The 22,358-nt window shown below is 71.7% G+C and carries 2 protein-coding genes and 1 pseudogene; 2 read left to right on the top strand and 1 reads right to left on the bottom strand.

Annotation, left to right across the window (positions count from 1 at the left end):
• Nucleotides 1-5: 5 nt before the first annotated feature.
• Complete coding sequence (locus ACTOWY_RS08710) at nt 6-16,502, top strand: type I polyketide synthase (RefSeq protein WP_441309091.1); 16,497 nt, start codon at nt 6-8, stop codon at nt 16,500-16,502.
• 52 nt (nt 16,503-16,554) lie between these two features.
• Here ACTOWY_RS08710 and ACTOWY_RS08705 read toward each other — a convergent pair whose 3' ends face one another.
• Complete coding sequence (locus tag ACTOWY_RS08705; protein WP_441309090.1) at nt 16,555-16,887, bottom strand: hypothetical protein; 333 nt, start codon at nt 16,885-16,887, stop codon at nt 16,555-16,557.
• Nucleotides 16,888-16,925: 38 nt separating this feature from the next.
• Between ACTOWY_RS08705 and ACTOWY_RS08700 the strand changes: the two are divergent.
• Nucleotides 16,926-22,358, top strand: a pseudogene (locus ACTOWY_RS08700) (SDR family NAD(P)-dependent oxidoreductase); the annotation flags it as partial.

The raw sequence follows: 22,358 nt of genomic DNA, 5'->3' as shown, positions 1-22,358 counted from the left end.
ACCGGATGCCAGAACAGCAGGACAAGGTTGTCGACTACCTCCGCAAGGTCACGGTCGACCTGCGCCGCGCGCGCCAGCGCATCGAGGAACTCGAGGCGCAGGGCCGGGAGCCGATCGCGGTCGTGGGCATCGGCTGCCGGTTCCCTGGCGGCGTACGCGGGCCAGAAGACCTGTGGGAACTGGTCCGGGACGAGCGGGACGTCATGTCCGGCGTGCCGGCCGACCGGAACTGGCCGACCGGCGGGGTGGACTTCCCGCGGGTCGGCGGCTTTCTGGACGACGCGGCCATGTTCGACTCCGAGTTCTTCGGCATGTCCCCCCGGGAGTCGCTGACCGCCGACGCCCAGCACCGGCTGCTGCTGGAAACCTCCTGGGAGGCACTGGAACACGCCCGGATCGACCCGGAAACCCTGAAGGGCAGCCGGACCGGCGTCTACACCGGCCTGGTCTACGGCGACTACGGTGATCTGCTCGACCCCGAGGACTCCCGCGGCTACCTGAGCCTGAACAGCGCACCCAGCGTCGCCTCCGGCCGGGTCTCCTACGCCCTTGGCCTGGAAGGCCCCGCGGTCACCGTCGACACCGGCTGCTCCTCCTCGCTGGTCACCATCCACCTGGCCATGCGCGCGCTGCGCAACGGCGAGTGCAACCTGGCCCTGGCCGGTGGCGCCTCGGTGATGACCCAGCCCACCGCGTTCATCGAGTTCACCCGCCAGGGCGGACTCGCCCCCGACGGCCGCTGCAAGGCCTTCTCCGACTCCGCCAACGGCACCGCCTGGGCTGAAGGCGTCGGCGTGATCGTGCTGGAACGCCTCTCCGACGCCCGCCGCAACGGCCACCGCGTCCTCGCGGTGATCTCCGGCAGCGCGATCAACCAGGATGGCGCGTCCAACGGCCTCACCGCCCCCAACGGCCCGTCCCAGCAACGAGTCATCCAGGACGCGCTACGCGAGGCCCGACTGTCCACTTCGGACGTCGACGTGGTCGAAGCGCACGGCACTGGCACCACCCTCGGCGACCCGATCGAGGCCCAGGCGCTGCTCAACACCTACGGCCAGGGCCGGGAAATCCCGCTGCTGCTGGGATCTATCAAGTCCAACCTGGGCCACACCCAGGCCGCGGCAGGTGTAGCCGGTGTGATCAAGATGGTGCAGGCCGTGCGGTACGGTGTGGCACCCAAGACCCTGCACGTCACCGAACCCTCGGCACACGTGGACTGGTCCGTCGGCGCGGTCGAGTTGCTGACCGAGACCACCCCGTGGCCCGCCGTCGACCGCCCGCGCCGCGCGGCCGTGTCCTCCTTCGGTGTCAGCGGCACCAACGCGCACATCGTGATCGAGCAGGCCCCCGAGGAAGCCGAAACCCCTGAGCCCGCAACGGCTCCGGCCGTGGTGCCGGTGGCGTTGTCGGCCAAGGTCGAGCCCGCGTTGCGTGGCCAGGCCGCGCGACTGGCCGCACTGCTGAGCGGTCCGGACGCACCCACCGCGTTGGACGCCGGGTTCTCCTCGATCTCCTCGCGGGCCGCGCTGGCGGTGCGGTCGGTGGTGGTCGGTGCGGACGCCGGTGAGCTTTCCGGGCTGTTGCAGGGATTCGCCGACACCGGGTTCGCTGAGGCCGGGGGAGTGGTCTCCGGCACGGTGTTCACCGGCGGCAACTCGGTATTCGTCTTCCCGGGGCAGGGCTCGCAGTGGGTCGGCATGGCCCTCCAACTGCGGGACGAGTACTCAGTGTTCGCCGCTCGACTGGACGAATGCGCGGAAGCCCTTGCGCCGCATGTGGACTGGAACCTGGTCGACGCGCTCGGCGACGAGCAGCTGCTCGCCAGGGTCGACGTCGTGCAGCCGGTCACCTGGGCCGTGAACGTGTCCCTCGCCGCGGTGTGGCAGTCGCTCGGCGTGCAGCCAGACGCTGTGGTCGGTCACTCGCAGGGCGAGGTCGCCGCCGCAGTGGTGGCTGGTGGATTGTCGTTGCAGGACGGTGCTTTGGTCGTTGCCCGGCGCTCGCAGTTGATCGCCCGAGTGCTGGCCGGACGTGGTGGTATGGCCTCGGTGGCGTTGCCTGTTGCCGAGGTCGAAGCCCGGCTGATCGACGGTGTTGGCGTGGCCGCGGTCAATGGTCCGGCCGCTGTGGTGGTCTCGGGTGAGATTGGTGCGATCCAGGAGTTCGTGCGCGGCTGCGAGGCCGATGGCGTGCGGGTCAAGCAGATCGCAGTGGACTACGCCTCGCACTCGCACTTCGTCGCCGAGCTGGAAACCGAACTGGGCCAATTGCTCGCCGAGGTCCGCCCGCAGGCGGGTGCGGTGCCGTTCTGCTCCACGGTCACCGACGGCTGGCTGGACACCACCGAACTGAACGGCGGCTACTGGTTCCGCAACCTGCGTCAGCGGGTCGGCTTCTACGCCGCGATCGAGGGCCTGATCCGCGCCGGGCACACCCGCGTGGTCGAGGTCAGCCCGCACCCCGTGCTGGCCGCCGAAATCCAGGCCACCCTGGACTTGATCGGCGCCGAGGGCGTGGTCACCGGCACCCTGCGCCGTGGCGAGGGCGGGGCCCGTCGACTGCTGGAATCCGTTGGCCAGTGGTGGGTGCGCGGCGGCAAGGTCGACTGGACGGCCTGGTTCGCCGGGTCCGGTACCCAGGTGGACCTGCCCACCTACGCCTTCCAGCGCCAGCGGTACTGGCCCGCCCCGCGCATCGGTGGCGACGCCGCCGCGTTCGGCCTGACCGCCACCCGGCACCCGGTGCTCGGTGCGGCGGTCCCACTCGGGGATGGCTCGGGCACGGTGCTCACCGGCCGCCTGTCCCAGGAAACCCACCCCTGGCTCGCCGGACAGGCCACCGTGCCGGGCAGCGCGCTGCTGGAACTGGTGGTGCGCGCGGCCGATGAGGTCGGCTACGCCCGCGTTGCCAGCCTGACCGAACTGACTCCGCTGGTCCTGCCCGACGGCGGGTCCCAGCTCCAGATCGTCATCGGCGCGGCAGGCGACGACCGGCGCACCGTGTCGGTGCACGCCCGCCCGGCCGACTCCGATGAGGAGTGGACCCGGCACGCGTCGGGCCAGCTCGCCAAGAATCCCCGCGAACTGGACCTGTCTAGCGAAGGTGGACAGGTCACCGAGGTGTCGCTGCCCGATGGCGCTACCGACCCCGGCTTCGGCCTGCACCCCGCCCTGCTGCACGCCGCGATCGAGGACGACCTGCGGCCGGTGGAGTGGCAGGACGTCACGCTGCACGCCACCGGGGCCAGCACGCTGAAGGTGCGGCTGACCGGGCTGGGTGGGGACGCGTGGGAACTGGTCGCGACCGATCCCTCCGGCGACCCAGTGCTCACCGCCCGCTCGGTCACCCTGCGCGCGGTCGAGATCGCCACGGAGTCCGGGGCCGACCTGTTCACCCTGGACTGGGCAACGCTGACCGACGCGCCAGCAGAGCAGCCCGACCGCGCCCCTACCGACCGTTCGGTAGAGACGCAGCCGGAGGTGGTCCTCGCCGAGATCGCCATCCAGGGCGACGACCTCGACGCCGTCCACGACGCCACCGCCCAGGCCCTTGATCTCGTCCGCGACTGGCTGGCCGAGGGCAACCCCGCCCGCCTGGCCATCGTCACCCCCGACTCCGGCCCGGCCGCCGCGGCCGTGGGCGGCTTCCTCCGCTCGGTCAACGCCGAGCACCCCGGCCGCTTCACCCACCTCGCCGTCCCCTCGGGCACCGACCCCGCCGTCGCCCTGCCCTTCCTCACCGGCGACGAACCCCGCCTGCGCATCCACCACGGCCAGGTCCAGACCGCCCGCCTGCGCCGCCACACCCCCGAACTCACCGCACTCACCTGGGACCGCGACGCCACTGTCCTGATCACCGGCGGCACCGGCGGACTGGGCAGCGTGCTCGCCCGGCACCTGGCTGCCCAGGGCTTCCGCCGCTTGGTCCTGGCCAGCCGTCGCGGCCCGGATGCCCCCGGGGCCGCCGAACTGTGCGCGGAAATCGGCGCCCAGGCCATTGCCTGCGATCTGTCCACTGTGGACTCGGTTCGGCAGCTGATCGACAGCATTGACGGACCGCTCACCGCGGTCGTGCACGCCGCCGGTGTGCTGGACGACGCCGTGGTCGAATCCCTGACCGCCGAACGACTCTCCGCCGTGCTCCGGCCCAAGCTCGACGCCGCCTGGCACCTGCACGAAGCCACCCGCGACCGGGACCTCGCCGGATTCGTCGCCTTCTCCTCCGCCGCCGGGATCTTCGGCAACGCGGGCCAGGCCGCCTACACCGCCGCCGACGCCGCCCTGGACGAACTGGTCCGCGACCGCCGATCCAGGGGCCTGCCCGGCCTCGCGATCTCCTGGGCAGCCTGGGAAATCGGCCTGTCCGCCGCCCTGACCGAGACCGACCGGCAACGCATGATCGCCGCCGGATTCCGCCAGCTCGCCGTCACCGAGGGCCTCGCCGCCTTCGACCGGCTGATCACCTCCGGCACCGCGTCCGCACTGGTCGCCCCGATCGACTTCGCCGCCGTGCGTCGCCAGGATGTGCTGCCGCCGGTGCTGCGCGAGTTCGCCGGTAAGCGCGGGGTACGCCGGGGCAAGGCCGCACTGGCCGGAGTATCGGGTCTGCTCAGCGGCACCCGCGCCGAACAGCTCACCGCCGTGCGCGAACTGGTACGCGCCCGGGTCGCTGCAGTGCTGCGGCACACCGGCGAGGTCCCCGTGGACCGGGCCTTCCGCGAACTGGGCTTCGACTCGATGACCGCGGTCGAACTCAGCCGCGCCCTCGCCGAAGCCACCAAACTCGCCCTGCCCACCACGCTGGTGTTCGAGTACCCCAACGTGATCGCCCTCGCCGACCACCTGCTGGCCGAACTGACCGGCTCCGACGACCTCGCCGTCACCGACCGGCCGAACCGGCGGCTCGACGACTCCGATCCGATCGTGATCGTCGGCATGGGCTGCCGCTACCCGGGCGGCGTGGTCGACCCGGACGGCCTGTGGCAACTCGTCACCGACGGCGTGGACGCCATCACCGAGTTCCCCACCGACCGAGGCTGGGACATCGAAGGGATCTACGACCCCGACCCGGACCGGCGCGGCACCACCTACGTGCGCTCCGGCGGCTTCCTGCACGACGCCGCCGAATTCGACGCCGCCTTCTTCGGCATGTCCCCGCGCGAGGCCATGGCCACCGACGCCCAGCAGCGCCTGCTGCTGGAAACCACCTGGGAAGCCCTGGAACGCGCCGGCATCGAGCCGAGGTCCTTGCGCGGCAGCGATTCCGGCGTGTTCACCGGTGTGATCTACACCGACTACGGGCCGCTGCTGGCCGCCGACTTCGAGGGCGAACAGAGCATCGGCAGCACGCACAGCGTCGCCTCCGGCCGGGTCGCCTACACCCTGGGCCTGGAGGGCCCGGTGGTCTCGGTGGACACCGCGTGCTCCTCCTCCCTGGTCTCGCTGCACCTGGCCGCCCAGTCCCTGCGCACCGGCGAGTGCTCCCTGGCCATCGCCGGTGGCGCGACCGTGATGTCCACGCCCACCGCGTTCGTGGAGTTCTCCCGGCAGCGGGTGATGTCCGCGGACGGCCGCTGCAAGGCATTCTCCAACTCCGCCGACGGCACCGGCTGGTCCGAGGGCGTCGGTGTGGTTGTCCTGGAACGACTTTCCGACGCACGCCGCAACGGCCACCGGATCCTGGCCGTGCTCAAGGGCTCCGCGATCAACTCCGACGGCGCCTCCAACGGCCTCACCGCCCCCAGCGGCACCGCCCAGCGCAAGGTGATCCGCGCGGCGCTGAACTCCGCCGGACTGTCCACTTCGGACGTTGACGTGGTGGAGGCGCACGGCACCGGCACCTCACTCGGCGACCCGATCGAGGCCCGCGCCCTGCTCGCCACCTACGGCCAGGACCGGGACCAGCCGCTGCTGCTCGGTTCACTCAAGTCCAACATCGGCCACAGCCAGGCCGCCGCCGGAGTCGGTGGCGTGATCAAGATGGTGCAGGCCATGCAGCACGGGATCGTGCCGCGCACCCTGCACCTCACCGAACCCTCGGACCAGGTCGACTGGTCCAGCGGCGAGGTCCGGCTACTCACCGAAGAGGTGCCCTGGCCCCAGGTCGGCCGCCCGCGCCGGTCGGCGGTGTCCTCCTTCGGCATCAGCGGCACCAACGCGCACGTCATCCTGGAACAGGCCCCGCCGTCGCCCGAACGCCCCGTCGTCGAGGCCGACCTGGTCCCGCTGCTCCTGTCCGCCCGCACCGCGGCCGCGCTGGACGAGCAGATCGCCCGCCTGCGCCCGCTGCTGACCGCCGAGTCCACTGTGGACATCGCCTACTCCCTCGCCACCACCCGCACCGCCTTCGAGCACCGCGCGGTCCTGCTCGGCGACACCGAAATCGCCCGCGGCACCGCGATTGAGGGCGGGACCGCGTTCGTCTTCTCCGGCCAGGGCGCGCAACGCCTGGGCATGGGCCGCGAGCTGCACGACCGGTACCCGGCCTTCGCCGAGGCTTTTGACTCGGTGCTCGCCGAGTTTGCCCAACTGGTACGCCCGGTTGGCCCAAGTGGGCGTACGAGTTTGCCCAAGTGGTCCGATTTGCGTGCGGTGATCTGGGGCGAGGACGCCGCCGCGCTCAACCAGACCGGCTGGGCGCAGCCCGCGATCTTCGCCATCGAGGTCGCGTTGTTCCGGCTGCTCGAATCCTGGGGTGTGCGACCCGACTACCTGGTCGGCCACTCCATTGGCGAGATCGCGGCCGCGCACGTGTCCGGGATCCTCTCGCTCACCGACGCCTGCGCGCTGGTCTCCGCCCGCGCCCGGCTGATGCAGGCGCTGCCCGCTGGTGGGGCGATGCTGGCGGTCGAAGCCGATGAGGCCGAGGTCGCCGAAGTCCTGGCGGACCGGCCCGCGGTGTCCATTGCCGCGATCAACGCCGCCCGCAACATCGTGCTGGCGGGCGAGGCTGACGCTGTCGCCGAGGTGAAGGAGGTCCTCGGCGGACGCGGGCGGCGCACCAAGCTGCTCTCGGTCAGCCACGCCTTCCACTCCCCGCTGATGGAGCCCATGCTCGCCGAATTCGGCGAAGCCTTGGGCGCCATCAGCTTCCGCGAACCGCGCATCCCGGTGATCTCCACGGTCACCGGCGAACTCGCCCTGGGCGAGGACCTGCGCAGCACCGAGTACTGGGTGCGCCAGGTGCGCGAGCCAGTGCGGTTCGCCGCGGCGATCTCGGCCCTGGCGGCCGCGCGTGTCCGGACCGTGCTGGAGGTCGGCCCGGATGGACTGTTGTGCGCGGCCGCCGCCGAGTCGCTGCCCGAACAGGCCGTGGTCACCTCGCTGCTGCGCGCCGACCGATCGGTAGAGGCCGAATCAGTGCTGGCAGGCGTGGCGAGTCTGCACGTGGCCGGGACGCCGGTCGACTGGACCCGGCTGCTGCCCGCTGGTGAGGTGGTCGAACTGCCGACCTACCCGTTCCAGCACCGCCGCTACTGGCCCGAGGTGGCCGTCACCAGCGGCGGCACCCTGTTCGGCGTGGACTGGCTGCCGCAGACCGTCCAGGCCGTTGCGAACCCGCCCGCCGTGGTCCTGGTTGAGGCCGGTCAGGCCGCCGACGACCCGACCGCTGTGCTCGACGCGGCGACCGAGGCGCTCACCCTGGTGCAGCGCTGGCTGAGCGAGGAAACCGACCGACTGGTCGTGGTCACCCCGGTCGACGGCCTGGCTGCCGCGGCCGTGGCCGGCGTGATCCGCTCCGCCGCCGCCGAGTACCCGGGCCGCTTCCTGCACCTGGCCGCGGACACCCCGGCCGAGATCGAACTCGCCACCCCGCACCTCACCGGCGAGGAACCCAGCCTGCTGGTCCGCGCCGGTCAGGTGCTCGCGCCCCGGTTCGGGCCGCTCCAGCCCCGGGTGGCCGAGGCGAGCTGGGACCGCGAGCGCACCGTGCTGATCGCCGGTGGCACCGGCGGCATCGGCCGCGCCCTCGCCAACCACCTGGTAGGCCAAGGTTTCCGACGCCTGGTCCTGGCCAGTCGCAGCGGCGCCGAGGCCGAGGGCATCACCGAGTGGGCCGCCGGAGTGGACGCCGACATCCGCATCGTGGCCTGCGACCTGGCCGACCGGAACGCGGTCGCTGCACTCGTCGGCAGCATCGAGGACCTCGGCGCGGTCGTGCACTCCGCCGGAGTCGTGGACGACGCGTTGATCCCGGCACTGACCGGCGAGCGCCTGGCAACTGTGTTGCGCGCCAAGGTCGACGGGGCCTGGTATCTGCACGAAGCCACCCGCGACCTGGACCTGCAGGCGTTCGTGGTCTTCTCCTCGCTCGCCGGAATTGTGGGCGCCCGTGGTCAGGCCAGTTACGCCGCCGCGAACGCCGCCCTGGACGAACTCGCCCGCTCCCGCCGCGCCGCCGGTCTGCCCGGCCTCTCGATCGCTTGGGGCCCGTGGACGGTCGGCATGGCCACCGGGCTCTCCGCCGACGACTGGCAGTCCCTGTCCCACGTCGGCCTCACTGGCATGACCGAGGCCCAGGGCCTGGCCCTGTTCGACCGCGCCATCGCCGGTGCGTCGGACGTGGTCGCCGGCGCCCGCCTTGACGTCACGGTGCTCAGCCAGTCCGCCGCGGTGCCGCACGCCTTGCGTGCCCTCGCCACTCCGGCCGCCCAACAGTCCACTGCGGCCGCACCCACGGTCAGCTCCAGCACCCCGGCCGAACTCCGCGCCCTCATCGGCGACCGGATCGCCGCAGTGCTGCGCTACACCGACGGCATCGCCGAGGACACCCCCTTCGGCGACCTCGGCTTCACCTCGCTGTCCGCGGTGGAACTCAGCCGCGCGCTGTCCACGGCCACCGGCCTGGCCCTCCCGGCCACGCTGGCCTTCGACTACTCCACCGTCACCGCGCTCGCCGACTACTTGCACCGGGAACTCACCGGCGGCCAGGCCGTGCGCACCGCGACCCCGGTGGCCACGGTCGACCAGTCCGATCCGATCGTGATCGTCGGCATGGGCTGCCGCTTTCCCGGCGGCATTGACAGCCCGCAGGCACTGTGGAGCCTGGTGGAGGCCGGTGGCGACGCGCTCACCGAGTTCCCCGCCGACCGCGGCTGGCCCCTGGACTCGCTCTACCACGAAGACCCGGACCACCCCGGCACCGTGTACGTGAAGTCCGGCTACTTCCTGCGCGAAGCGGGCACCTTCGACGCGGACTTTTTCGGGATGTCCCCGCACGAAGCCGCCGCCACCGACCCGCAGCAGCGGCTGCTGCTGGAAACCTCCTGGGAGGCCCTGGAACACGCGGGCATCCCGCCACACCGGTTGCGCGGCAGCAAAACCGGCGTGTTCACCGGCGTCAGCGCCACCGACTACGGCACCCTGCTCGGCGCGGAGTACGAAGGCCACCGCTCCACCGGCAGCATCGCCAGCGTCGCCTCCGGCCGGGTCGCCTACCTGTTCGGCCTGGAAGGCCCGGTCCTCAGCCTGGACACGGCCTGCTCCTCCTCGCTGGTCGCGCTGCACCTGGCCGCCCAGGCACTGCGCTCCGGCGAATGCTCCCTGGCCCTGGCCGGTGGCGTCACCGTGATGTCCACTCCGGCCGCGCACATCGAATTCTCCCGGCAGCGGGCGCTGGCCCCGGATGGCCGGTGCAAGGCGTTCTCCGACACCGCCGACGGCACCGCCTGGTCCGAGGGCGTCGGCGTGCTGGTCCTGGAGCGACTCTCCGACGCACAGCGACACGGGCACCGGATTCTGGCTGTGGTCAAGGGATCCGCGGTCAACTCCGACGGCGCTTCCACCGGCCTTACCGCCCCCAACGGACCGGCCCAGCAGCGGGTGATCCAGGAAGCCCTTGCCGCCGCCGGACTGTCCACTTCGGACGTCGACGTGGTCGAGGCGCACGGCACCGGCACCCGGCTCGGCGACCCGATCGAAGCCCAGGCCCTGCTCGCCACCTACGGGCAGGACCGGGAAACCCCGCTGTGGCTGGGTTCGCTCAAGTCCAACATCGGGCACACCCAGGCCGCCGCGGGTGTCGGCGGGATCATCAAGATGGTGCAGTCCATGCAGCACGGCATCGTGCCGCGCACCCTGCACGTGACCGAGCCGTCCGCCCAGGTGGACTGGTCTACCGGCGAGATCCGCCTGGCCACCGAAGCGGTCGAGTGGCACTCGCCGGACCGGCCGCGCCGCGCCGCGGTGTCCGCCTTCGGCGTCAGCGGCACCAACGCGCACGTGATCCTGGAACAGCCGCCAATCGCCGTCCCCGCAACGGAAACCCCGGCCGAGGATCTGGTCCCGCTGCTGGTTTCGGCCAAGAACCCGGACGCCCTAGATGCCCAGATCGAGCGGGTGCAGGCGATCCTGGCGCACGAGCCGGTCACCGATGTCGCTTACTCACTGGCCTTCCGTCGCACCGGGTTCAGCCACCGCTCGGTGCTGCTCGACGGCGCGGCCGTGGCCCGCGGCGTGGCCACCTCCGGCAAGACCGCGTTCGTCTTCTCCGGCCAGGGCGCGCAACGCCTGGGCATGGGCCGCGATCTGTACGAGAGGTTCCCGGCCTTCGCCAGTGCGTTCGACGCCGTGCTCGCCGAGTTCGACGACGACCTCCGCTCGGTGATCTGGGGCGAGGACGCCGCCGCGCTCAACCAAACTGGATCGGCCCAGCCCGCGCTGTTCGCGATTGAGGTCGCGTTGTTCCGGCTGGTGGAGACCTGGGGTGTGCGCCCGGACTTCCTGGTCGGCCACTCCATCGGCGAACTCGCCGCCGCGCACGTCGCCGGGGTGCTGACGCTGACCGACGCCTGCGCGCTGGTCTCGGCCCGCGCCCGACTCATGCAGGCCCTGCCCACCGGCGGCGCCATGGTCGCGGTGGCGGCGGGGGAGCAGCTCGTCACCGACCTGATCAATGACCGCGACGGCGTCTCCATCGCCGCGGTCAACGCGCCCGAGAGCCTGGTGCTCTCCGGCGAGGCCGACGCGGTGCATGAGGTCGCCGAAGCCATTGCCGCCCAGGGCATCCGCACCAAGAAGCTCCCGGTCAGCCACGCCTTCCACTCCTCGCTGATGGACCCGATGCTGGCCGAGTTCGCCACCGCCATCGACGGGATTTCCCCTGGACAGGCCAGCATCCCGGTGATCTCCACGGTCGGCGAGGTCACCGACTTCGGCAGCCCGGAGTACTGGGTCCGCCAGGTTCGCGAGCCGGTCCGGTTCGCCGACGCGCTGGCCGCACTTGCCGAGGCGGGTGTGCGCGCGGTGCTGGAACTCGGCCCTGGCTCCACCCTCGGCGTCGCGGTGGCCGAAGCCTTGCCCGCCGAGGCCGTGGTGACCTCACTGCTGCACGCCGATCAGCCCGACGAGTGGCGGTCGGTGCTGCGCGGCCTGGCCGAACTGCACGTGACCGGGGTTGAGATCGACTGGCCGCGCCTGATCCCCGGTGGGTCCTTTGTGGACATCCCCACCTACGCCTTCGACCGCAAGCTGTTCTGGCCGGGCTCGGTCCCGCAGGCCACCCAGGCCGTCGCCCTCGCGCTGCCCGCCGAGCCCGTGCAGCTGGACCGCTCGGCCGAGGACCAGGCCCGCGCCCTGCGTGAACTGGTCAGCGAACGGGTTGCCTCCGTACTCGGCCACCCGGGCCGGATCCCGGCCGACCGGCCGTTCCAGGAACTCGGCTTCGACTCACTGCTGGCACTGCGCCTGAGCCGCGGCTTGTCCGCCGCGACCGGCCTGAACCTGCCCGCCACGCTGGCCTTCGACTACCCGACCGTCGCCGTGCTCAGTGAGTTCCTGCTCCGGGAAATCTCCGGCGCGCCGAGTGCCGACGGCCACCAGCAGGGACCGATCGCCGCCGACGAACCCATCGCGATCGTCGGTATCGGCTGTCACTTCGCCGGTGGCGTGGACGGCCCGGACGCGTTGTGGGACCTGGTTTCCGACGGGATCGACGCCACCACCGACTTCCCGGTCAACCGCGGCTGGGACCTCGGCAACCTCTACGACCCGGACCCCGACCGCAAGGGCCGCAGCTACACCCGCCGCGCCGGTTTCCTGCACGAAGCGGGCGAATTCGACCCCGGCTTCTTCGGCATGTCGCCGCGGGAGGCCGTGGCCACCGACCCGCAGCAGCGGCTGCTGCTGGAAACCTCCTGGGAGGCCCTGGAACAGGCCGGGATCGACCCGAAGGCGTTGCGCGGCACCGCGACCGGCGTGTTCACCGGGTTGAGCTGCAACGACTACCCGAACCTGCTCGGCCAGGAATACGAAGGCCACCAGGCCACTGGCGGCCTGGCCAGCGTCGCCTCCGGCCGGGTCGCCTACGCACTCGGACTGGAAGGCCCGACCGTCACCGTCGACACCGCCTGCTCCTCCTCGCTGGTCGCGCTGCACCTGGCCGCGCAGGCCCTGCGCGCCGGGGAATGCGGGCTGGCACTGGCAGGTGGCGTGACCGTGATGTCCACCCCGGCCGGGTTCATCGAGTTTTCCCGCCAGCGCGCGCTGTCCCCGGACGGCCGCAGCCGGTCCTTCTCCGACGACGCCGACGGCGTGGCCTGGGGCGAGGGCGTCGGCGTGCTGGTACTGGAACGGCTCTCCGACGCCAAGCGGCACGGGCACCGCATTCTCGCTGTGGTCAAGGGATCCGCCATCAACTCCGACGGCGCCTCCAACGGCCTGTCCGCCCCCAGCGGCCCGGCCCAGCAGCGGGTGATCCGCTCCGCACTGGCCAGTGCCGGACTGTCCACTTCGGACATCGACGTGGTGGAGGCGCACGGCACCGGCACCACCCTGGGCGACCCGATCGAGGCCCAGGCCCTGCTCGCCACCTACGGCCAGAATCGCGAAGAGCCGCTATGGCTGGGTTCTCTCAAGTCCAACATCGGGCACACCCAGGCAGCAGCCGGTGTCGGCGGGATCATCAAGATGGTGCAGGCCCTGCGGTACGGCATCATGCCCAAGTCGTTGCACATCACCGAACCCTCCACCAAGGTCGACTGGTCGACTGGGTCGGTCGAACTGCTCGCCGAGGCGCGTCCTTGGCCGGAGGTTGAACGGCCGCGCCGCGCGGCGGTGTCCTCCTTCGGGGTCAGCGGCACCAACGCGCACGTGATCATCGAGCAGGCCCCGGTGATCGAGGAACCGGTCTCCGCCAACGGATCCGGCCTGGTCGCCTCCGGTGGCGTGGTCCCGTGGGTGCTCTCCGGCTCGGCCGCATCCGCACTGCGCGGACAGGCCAGAAAGCTCGCCGACTACACCGGGGCTGACCCGGTGGACCTCGGCTGGTCCCTCGCTACCACCAGGGCAACCCTGGAACACCGCGCCGTGGTCGTCGCCCCCAGCACCGCCGAAACCATTGCCGCACTGGACGATCTGGCCAACGATGAGCCCTCGGGTTACGTGGTCACCGGTCAGGCATCGGTGGACGGCCGGGTCGCGTTCGTCTTCCCAGGCCAGGGCGCGCAGTGGGTCGGCATGGGCGCGGAGCTGTTGAAGTCCTCGCCGGTCTTCGCCGCCCGACTGGCCGAAGTCGCCGCGGCCCTGGACCCGCTCACTGGGTGGTCGCTGCTGGACGTCGTGTCCGGCGGCGGTGAGCTGGACCGGGTGGACGTGGTACAGCCGGTGTCCTTCGCGATGATGGTTTCCCTTGCCGCAGTATGGGAATCCGCCGGGGTCCGGCCGCACGCGGTGATCGGGCATTCTCAAGGTGAGATCGCCGCCGCCTGCGTCACCGGCGCGCTCTCCCTGCCCGACGCCGCCAAGGTGGTTGTCCTGCGCAGCAAGGCCATCGCCAACGGCCTGGCCGGACGCGGCGGCATGATGTCGGTGGCCGCCCCCGCCGAGGCGATCGACCTCACCCCGTGGGCGGACACGATTTCCGTCGCCGCCATCAATGGCCCCAGTGCCACGGTGGTCGCCGGTGACGTCCAGGCCATGGAACAGCTCGCCGACTGGTGCGCCGAGCGCGGCTACCGGACCCGGGTGATCCCGGTGGACTACGCCTCGCACAGCCACCACGTCGACCTCCTGGAAGCCGAACTGGCCGAGGTGCTCGCGGGCATCACCATCCAGGCGGGCTCGGTGCCCTGGTGGTCCACAGTGGACAATCAGTGGCTCGACCCGGCGGAAGTGCCAGCCGACTACTGGTTCCGCAACCTGCGCCAGACCGTGCAGTTCGGCCAGGCCGTCGGCGCACTGGCCGATGCAGGCTACGCCGCGTTTATCGAGGTCAGCAGCCACCCGGTGCTCACCGCGGCCATCCAGGAAACCCTGGACGGCCGCAACCTGCCCGACACCGTGGTCACCGGCACCCTGCGCCGCGAGGACGGCGGCGCCACCCGGCTGCTGCTCAGCCTGGCCCAGCTGCACGTGCGCGGGGTCCCGGTGGACTGGCCGCGACTGTTCCTCGGCGCGGGTGGCAAGCGGATCTCCTTGCCCACCTACGCTTTCCAGCGCGAGCTGTACTGGGCCGAACCGTCCGAGGTCGTAGCCGGAGTCGCCGACAGCGAGTTCTGGACCTCGGTCGAACAGGGCGATGTCGCCGCACTGGCCGGATCCCTCGGCGTGGACGAAGCAGCCCTGGCCCCGATCCTGCCCGGCCTCACCACCTGGCGACGCCGTCACCAGGAGGCCGTCGCCCTGGACCAGTGGTCCTACCGAATCGACTGGGCCCCGCTCACCACGCCCGGAACCGTTGCCCTGGAAGGAACCTGGCTGCTGGTCACCCGCGACAGCGACGACCTGGCGGCCACCCTCGCCGACGGCCTCACCGCCCGCGGCGCCAAGGTCGTCCAGACCACTCCGGACCAGCTGATCCCCGGCGACTACACCGGCATCCTGTCCCTGCCCGCCACCGACGACCAGCCTGCGGACACCCTCGCGCTGGTGCAGACGGTGGAACGGACCGGACTGCTCGCCCCGGTATGGGTGCTCACCCGCGGCGCGGTCGCGGTGACCGACCCGGCCGAGCTGACCAGCGCCTGGCAGCCGCAGCTCTGGGGCATGGGCATCGTGCTCGGCCTGGACCGCCCCGCGCTCTGGGGCGGCGTCATCGACCTGCCCGCACAGCTCGGCAGTGCCGCGCTCGACCGGCTGGGCGCGGTGCTCACCGGCACTGAGGGCGAGGACCAGGTGGCCATCCGCGAGTCCGCCGCCTTTGGCAGGCGCCTGCGCCGCGATCCCGTTGCCAGCGCGCAAGCCTGGCAGCCGCGCGGCACCGTGCTGGTCACCGGTGGCACCGGCGCACTCGGCGCGCACATCGCCCGCTGGGCCGCCACCAACGGCGCCGAACGCCTGGTGTTGTTGAGCCGCAAGGGCCCCGAGGCCGAGGGCGTCGCCGAACTGACCGCCGAACTGAACGACCTCGGCGCGGAAGTCACCGTGGCGGCCTGCGATGTCACCAACCGGGACCAGCTCGCCGAGGTGATCAACGCCATCCCGGCCAGGCAGCCGCTCACCGGTGTGGTGCACGCCGCGGGTATCGCCCGGCCGGAATCCCCGCTCTCGGAGATGTCCGCCGAGGAGTTCGCCCAGATCAGCCACGCCAAGATCACCGGCGCGGCCCACCTGGACGAGCTGTTGCGCGAACACGACCTCGACGCCTTCGTGATGTTCTCCTCGGGTGCGGCGACCTGGGGCGGCAGCGGCCAGCTGGCCTACGCCGCGGGCAACGCCTACCTCGACGGCCTGGCACACGCTCGAAGGGCGCGGGGTCAGTCCGCGACCGCGATCGCCTGGGGCGCCTGGGGTGGCGAGGCCGGCATGGTCGACCGCGAGGCAGCCGAACAGCTGCGGCGGATGGGCCTGCTCACCCTCGACCCGGCCCAGGCCACCCAGGCCATGGCCCTCGCGGTGGGCGAGGGTTCGCCGCACCGGGTGATCGCCGACATCGACTGGGAGCGCTTCGCCCCCGGCTACACCCTCACTCGCAGCCGCCCGCTGCTCAACGGCCTGCCCGAGGTCGTCGCCCTGCTCGCGCCGGAAGAACCGGCCGATGGGGCAGGAACCAGCGAGTTCGCCGCCAAGCTCAGCGGACTCACCGCCGAGGACCAGGACCGGATGCTCGTCGACCTGGTCCAGGCCGAGGCCGCCGCGGTGCTCGGCTACGCGGACAAGTCGGCGGTGGCCGACCGGGCGTTCAGCGATATCGGCTTCGACTCGCTGACCGCGGTGGAACTGCGCAACCGCCTCAACAAGCGGACTGGGCTGCGGCTGCCCGCCACCTCGGTGTTCGACCACCCCAGGGCCAGCGCACTGGCCAAGCGGATCCGCACCGAACTCGGCCACACCGACAGCAACTCCCTGGAGTACGTGCAGGCCCAGCTGGAACGCCTGGAAGCCAGCCTGCTGGCCCTCCCGGCCGAAGCGGTCGAACAGGCCAAGCTCACCACCAGACTGCACCGCCTCACCGCCCGCCTCACCGAGAACTCGGCGGCCACCGGCGGCACCGTCGCGGAGAACCTGGAAGCCGCGTCGGCCGAGGACGTCTTCGCCTTCATCGACTCGGAGCTGGGCAATGACTAGCTCACCGGCGTGTTGGCCGTTGTCGTACCCAGTCTTGGCCGAACTGGTACGCCTATCCGGCCAACTCGCCGTCCGGAACGGCCAAGACAGCGCCCACAACGGCCAACACGCCGTCCGGAACGGCCAAGACAGCGCCCACAACGGCCAACACGCCGTCCGGAACGGCCAAGACAGCGCCCACAACGGCCAACTCACCGTCCGGAACGGCCAAGACAGCGCCCACAACGGCCAACTCACCGTCCGGAACGGCCAAGACAGCGCCCACAACGGCCAACTCACCGTCCGGAACGGCCAACTCGGCGTCCGGAACGGCCAACACAGCGTACGAGAACGGCCAACACGGTGGCGGGTCTTGCCCGTCCGCCCCCACCACCCTGGAGATCACCGATGACCAGCGACGACAAGGTCCTCTCCTACCTCAAGAAGGTCACCGCCGAGCTGCACACCACCCGGCAGCGACTGCGTGAGGCCGAGGCGGCGGTTGACGAGCCGATCGCCATCGTCGGCATGGGCTGCCGGTTCCCTGGCGGGGTGGCCTCGCCGGATGACCTGTGGGATCTGGTGCAGCGCGGCGGTGACGCGATCACCCCGTTCCCCAAGGATCGCGGCTGGGACCTGGAGAACCTGTTCGACCCGGACCCGGACGCGGTGGGCAAGACCTACGTCACCGAGGGCGGATTCCTCGACGGGGCAGGCGATTTTGACGCCGCGCACTTCGGCATGTCCCCACGCGAGGCGATGGCCACCGACCCGCAACAGCGCCAGCTCCTAGAGACCGCGTGGGAGACCTTCGAGGACGCCGGCATCAACCCGGCCTCGTTGCGGGACAGCGACATTGGCGTGTTCACCGGCGTGGCCACCAACGGCTACTCGATGAACGCCGACAGCTCCCTGGACGAATACCAGGGCTACCTGGCCACCGGCAGCGCGAACAGCGTCGCCTCCGGCCGGATCTCCTACTCCCTCGGCCTGCTCGGCCCGGCCGTCACCGTGGACACCGGCTGCTCCTCCTCCCTGGTCGCCATGCACTGGGCCGTGCAGGCCCTGCGCGCGGGTGACTGCTCGATGGCGCTGGCCGGTGGCGCGATGGTGATGGCCACCCCCGGCGCGTTCGTGGTGTTCTCCTTGCAGCGCGGCATGGCCAAGGACGGGCGCTGCAAGTCCTTCGCCGACGCCGCCGACGGCACCTCCTGGAGTGAGGGCGTCGGCCTGATCCTGCTCGAACGCCTGTCCGTGGCCCAGCGCAACGGGCACAAGGTGCTCGCGGTCATCCGTGGCACCGCGGTCAACCAGGACGGCGCCTCCAACGGCCTCACCGCACCCAGTGGACCGGCCCAGCAGCGGGTGATCCGCCAGGCCCTGGCCTCCGCCGGACTGACCCCGACCGATGTGGACGCGGTGGAGGCGCACGGCACCGGCACCGTGCTCGGCGACCCGATCGAGGCGCAGGCCGTGATCGCCACCTACGGGCAGAACCGGCCCGAGGACCGGCCGCTCTGGCTGGGTTCGCTCAAGTCCAACATCGGTCACACCCAGGCCGCCGCCGGTGTCGGTGGCGTGATCAAGATGGTGCAGGCACTGCGCCACGGTGTGCTGCCCAAGACCCTGCACGCCGACGAGCCGACGTCCAAAGTGGACTGGTCCGCTGGCGATGTCCGGCTGCTGGCCGAAGCCCAGCCCTGGCCCGAATCTGACCGGCCGCGCCGCGCTGGCGTGTCCTCCTTCGGCGTGAGCGGCACCAACGCCCACCTCATCCTGGAACAGGCCCCGGCACCCGAAGCCGTGGCGGAAACCCCCGAACCCGCCGGACTGGTCTCCGCCGGTGGTGTGGTGCCGTGGGTGCTCTCCGCCGCCGTCCCGGCCGCGTTGCGCGCCCAGGCCACCCGGCTCGCGGAACAGCCCGACGGCAGTCTGGTGGACATCGGCTTCACCCTGGCAACCTCCCGCGCCATGCTGGACCACCGCGCGGTCATCGTCGCCGCCGATCGCGCGGAAGCCGTTGCGGGACTTGAAGCCCTGGTGGCCGACGAGACCTCGAACGCGGTGGTGAGCGGCCGGACGGTGGTCGAGGGCAAGACCGTGTTCGTTTTCCCCGGCCAGGGCGCGCAGTGGGTGGGCATGGGCGCCGACCTGCTTAAGGATTCACCGGTGTTCGCCGCCCGGCTGACCGAGTGCGCCGCGGCTCTCGACCCGCTGACCGGATTCTCGTTGCTGGAGGTCATTTCTACCGGCGGCGACCTGGACCGGGTCGACGTCGTGCAGCCCGCTTCTTTCGCCGTGATGGTCTCCCTGGCCGCCGTGTGGGAAGCCGCCGGGGTCAAGCCGGACGCGGTGATCGGCCACTCGCAGGGTGAGATCGCCGCCGCCTGCGTCACCGGCGTGCTCTCCCTGGCAGACGCGGCCAAGGTTGTCGTGCTGCGCAGTCAGGCCATTGCCGAGGACCTGGCCGGACGCGGCGGCATGATGTCCGTGGCTGCGCCCGCCGACAAGATCGACCTGACCCAGTGGGCCGGGCAGATCTCGGTCGCCGCGATCAACGGCCCGACCGCCACCGTGTTCGCCGGTGACGTCGCCGCTCTGGCCGAACTCGAAGCCCGCTGTATCGAGGAGGGCTACCGGACCCGGGTCATCCCGGTGGACTACGCCTCGCACAGCCACCAGGTGGACGCCATCGCCGATCGCCTGCGCGAAGTCCTCGCCGACCTCACCGTGCGGCCGGGCAGCGTGCCCTGGTGGTCCACTGTGGACAGTCAGTGGATCGAGCCGGGCACCGCCGACGCCGAGTACTGGCTGCGCAACCTGCGCCAGACCGTGCAGTTCGCGAATGCCGTGCGCTCGTTGGCCGAGGCCGGGTTCGGCGCGTTTGTGGAGGCCAGCAGTCACCCGGTGCTCACCGCGCCGATCCAGGAGGCCCTGGACGAGCTGGAACTGGACAACACCGTGGTCACCGGCACCCTACGCCGCGAGGACGGCGGCGCGACCCGGCTGCTGCTCAGCCTGGCCCACCTGCACGTGCACGGCGTCACCGTGGACTGGACCGCGCTGTTCACCGGCGCGGGCGCACAGCGGATCTCCTTGCCCACCTACGCTTTCCAGCACCAGCACTACTGGCTGGAACGCAGCGGCATGTCCGGCGACCTGACCAGCACCGGACTCGGCAACGCCGACCACCCGCTGCTCGGCGCGGTCGCCCAGCTGCCCGACACCGGCGGCATCCTGCTCACCGGCCGCGTGGCCCGCGCCAGCCACGGCTGGCTGGCCGACCACATCGTCGGCGACTCAGTGCTCATCCCGGGCGCGGCCCTGGTCGAACTCGCCATCCGCGCCGGTGATGAGGTCAACTGCCCGACCCTGCGCGAACTGGCCATCGTCCGCCCGGTGGTGCTGCCCGACGACAGCCCGGTGTTCCTCCAGGTCCTGGTCGGCGCGTCTGACGGCAACGGGGACCGGGACATCCGGATCTACTCCCGCTTCCCCGGTAGTCCACAGTGGACGGAGAACGCCACCGGCACCCTGGGCGCCGACCTCCCAGATGCCCCCGCCCCGGTCGCCGCCTGGCCGCCCGCGGGCGCGGAAGCGCTGTCCGTGGCCGACCAGCCCGGCATGGAAGCCGCCTGGACCAAGGACGGCGAGGTCTACGCCGAGGTCCGCCTCGCCGAGAACTACAGCAAGTCCGCCAGCCGCTTCGGCCTGCACCCCGCGCTGCTGGACGCCGCCCTGCGCGCCAGCGCGTTCGCCGCCCCGCAGGAGACGGGGGAGGGCATGCTGTTGCCGTTCTCCTGGAACGAGGTCCAGCTGCACGCCGCCGGGGCCAGCGCGGCCCGGGTGCACCTGCGGGTCACCGGCGCGGACACCCTGGCCATCACCCTCACCGACTCCGCGGGCGCACCGATCGCCAGTATCGGCTCGCTGATGATGCGCACCGTCGACCCGGCCCAGCTCCAGGCCTCCAGTGGCCCGGCCGTCGGCGGCGACGCGTTGTTCGAGGTGCGCTGGCGGCAACTCACCGCCGAGAGCGCCAGCACCGCCGTGGTCCTGGGTGACAGCGAGCTGGCCGAGGCGCTGCTGCGCGGTGGCGCGGTCGGCGAACCCTCCGGCAGCATCGCCACCCTCCTGGAGGCCCGCGGCGGGCACGTGCCCGAGTTCGTGCTGCTGCCCGTCGCGGCCAGCGTCGGCGATCTCGCGGACGCGGCCCGGCAGTCGGTCACCCAGACCCTCACCGCCATCCAGGACTGGCTGGCCGACGACCGGTTCGCCGAGGCCCGCCTGGTCGTGGTGACCTCCCAGGCCATCGGCACCGGCCCCGAGGACAAGCTCAACGGCATCGCCGACGCGGGCGTGTGGGGCCTGGTCCGCACCGCCCAGTCCGAGTACCCCGGCCGGTTCGTGCTCGCCGACATCGACGGCACCGACGAATCCGCCACCGCCCTGCTCGCCGCACTCGGCAGCGGCGAACCGCAGCTCGCCGTGCGCGCGAACACGGTCACCGTGCCGCGTCTGGCCCGCGCCGAGGCGGCCGAGCCGAGCTGGCAGTGGCCCACCGAGGGCACCGTGCTGATCACCGGCGGCACCGGCAAGCTCGGTAGCGAACTCGCCCGGCACCTGGTCACCCAGCACGGCATCCGGCACCTGATCCTGGCCAGCCGCACCGGCCCCGACGCCCCCGGCGCGGACGCGTTGACCCAGGAGCTGACCGAACTGGGCGCGGAGGTCCGGGTCGCCGCCTGCGATATCGCCGACCGCACCGCCGTCAAGGAACTGCTCAACTCGGTGCCCGCCGATGCCCCGCTGACCGGTGTGGTGCACACCGCGGGTGTGGTGGGTGACAACCTGCTGCCCAACCTCACCGCCGATCAGCTCGCCCAGGTGCTGCGCCCCAAGGTGGACGCCGCGCTGGTGCTGGACGAGCTGACCCGCGACCACGAGCTGACCGCGTTCGTCACCTACTCCTCCATCGCCGGACTCACCGGCGGCCCCGGCCAGGGCCCCTACAGCGCCGCCAACGCCTTCCTGGACGCCCTGGCCTACCGCAGGCGTGCCCAGGGCCTGCCGGCCACCTCGATTGCCTGGGGCCTCTGGGGCGGCGAGGGCGGCATGGGCGGCGCGCTTGCCGAAGCCGAGTGGGCCCGGCTGCGCCGCTCCGGCATGATCCCGATCGAACCCGCGCAGGGACCTGCGATGCTGGACGCGGTCACCGCCGTGTCCACCGCCCTGGTCGTGGCCGCGCCGCTGGACCTGCGCGCGGTGGACCGGGACGCGGTGCCCGCGCTGCTGCGTGGCCTGGTGCGCGGCACGGCCGCCGGTGAGGCCGTCAGCCCCGCCGCGGCCAGCAGCCGTGGCGCCGAGCTGACCGCGAAGCTGGGCGGGCTCAGCGAGAAGGAACAGGAAACCCTCCTCGCCGATCTGGTCGCCACCGAGTGCGCGCACCTGCTCGGCTACGACAACCACGCCGACCTGGACCGGCTGCGTGGCTTCGTCGACCTCGGCATGACCTCGCTCAACGGGGTCGAGCTGCGCAACGTGCTCGGCGCCCGCACCGGCCTGCGGCTGCCCGCCGCGCTGATCTTCGACTACGCCAACATCCTCGAACTCGCCCGCTACCTGCGCGGACAGCTCGTGGACAGCGCGGGGGAGGGGGCCGCGTTCACCGAACTGGCCCGCCTGGAGGCCGCCGTGGCCGGGTCCGAACTGGATGAGGAGTCGCGGACAAAACTGGTAAATGGCTTGGCCCAACTCCTGTGGACTCTTCAAGACGGCCGCGCCCAGCCGGGAGCGGATCAGCACGAGGTCGGCCTCGCCACGGCGAGTGACGACGAGATGTTCGCTCTGATCGACGAGGAGCTGGGGCTGAGCTGA

Source organism: Crossiella sp. CA198 (assembly GCF_052078295.1).
GTDB lineage: Bacteria > Actinomycetota > Actinomycetes > Mycobacteriales > Pseudonocardiaceae > Crossiella.
The sequence above is the reverse complement of the archived record's forward strand: the minus strand, read 5'-3'. Positions and strand labels throughout refer to the sequence as shown.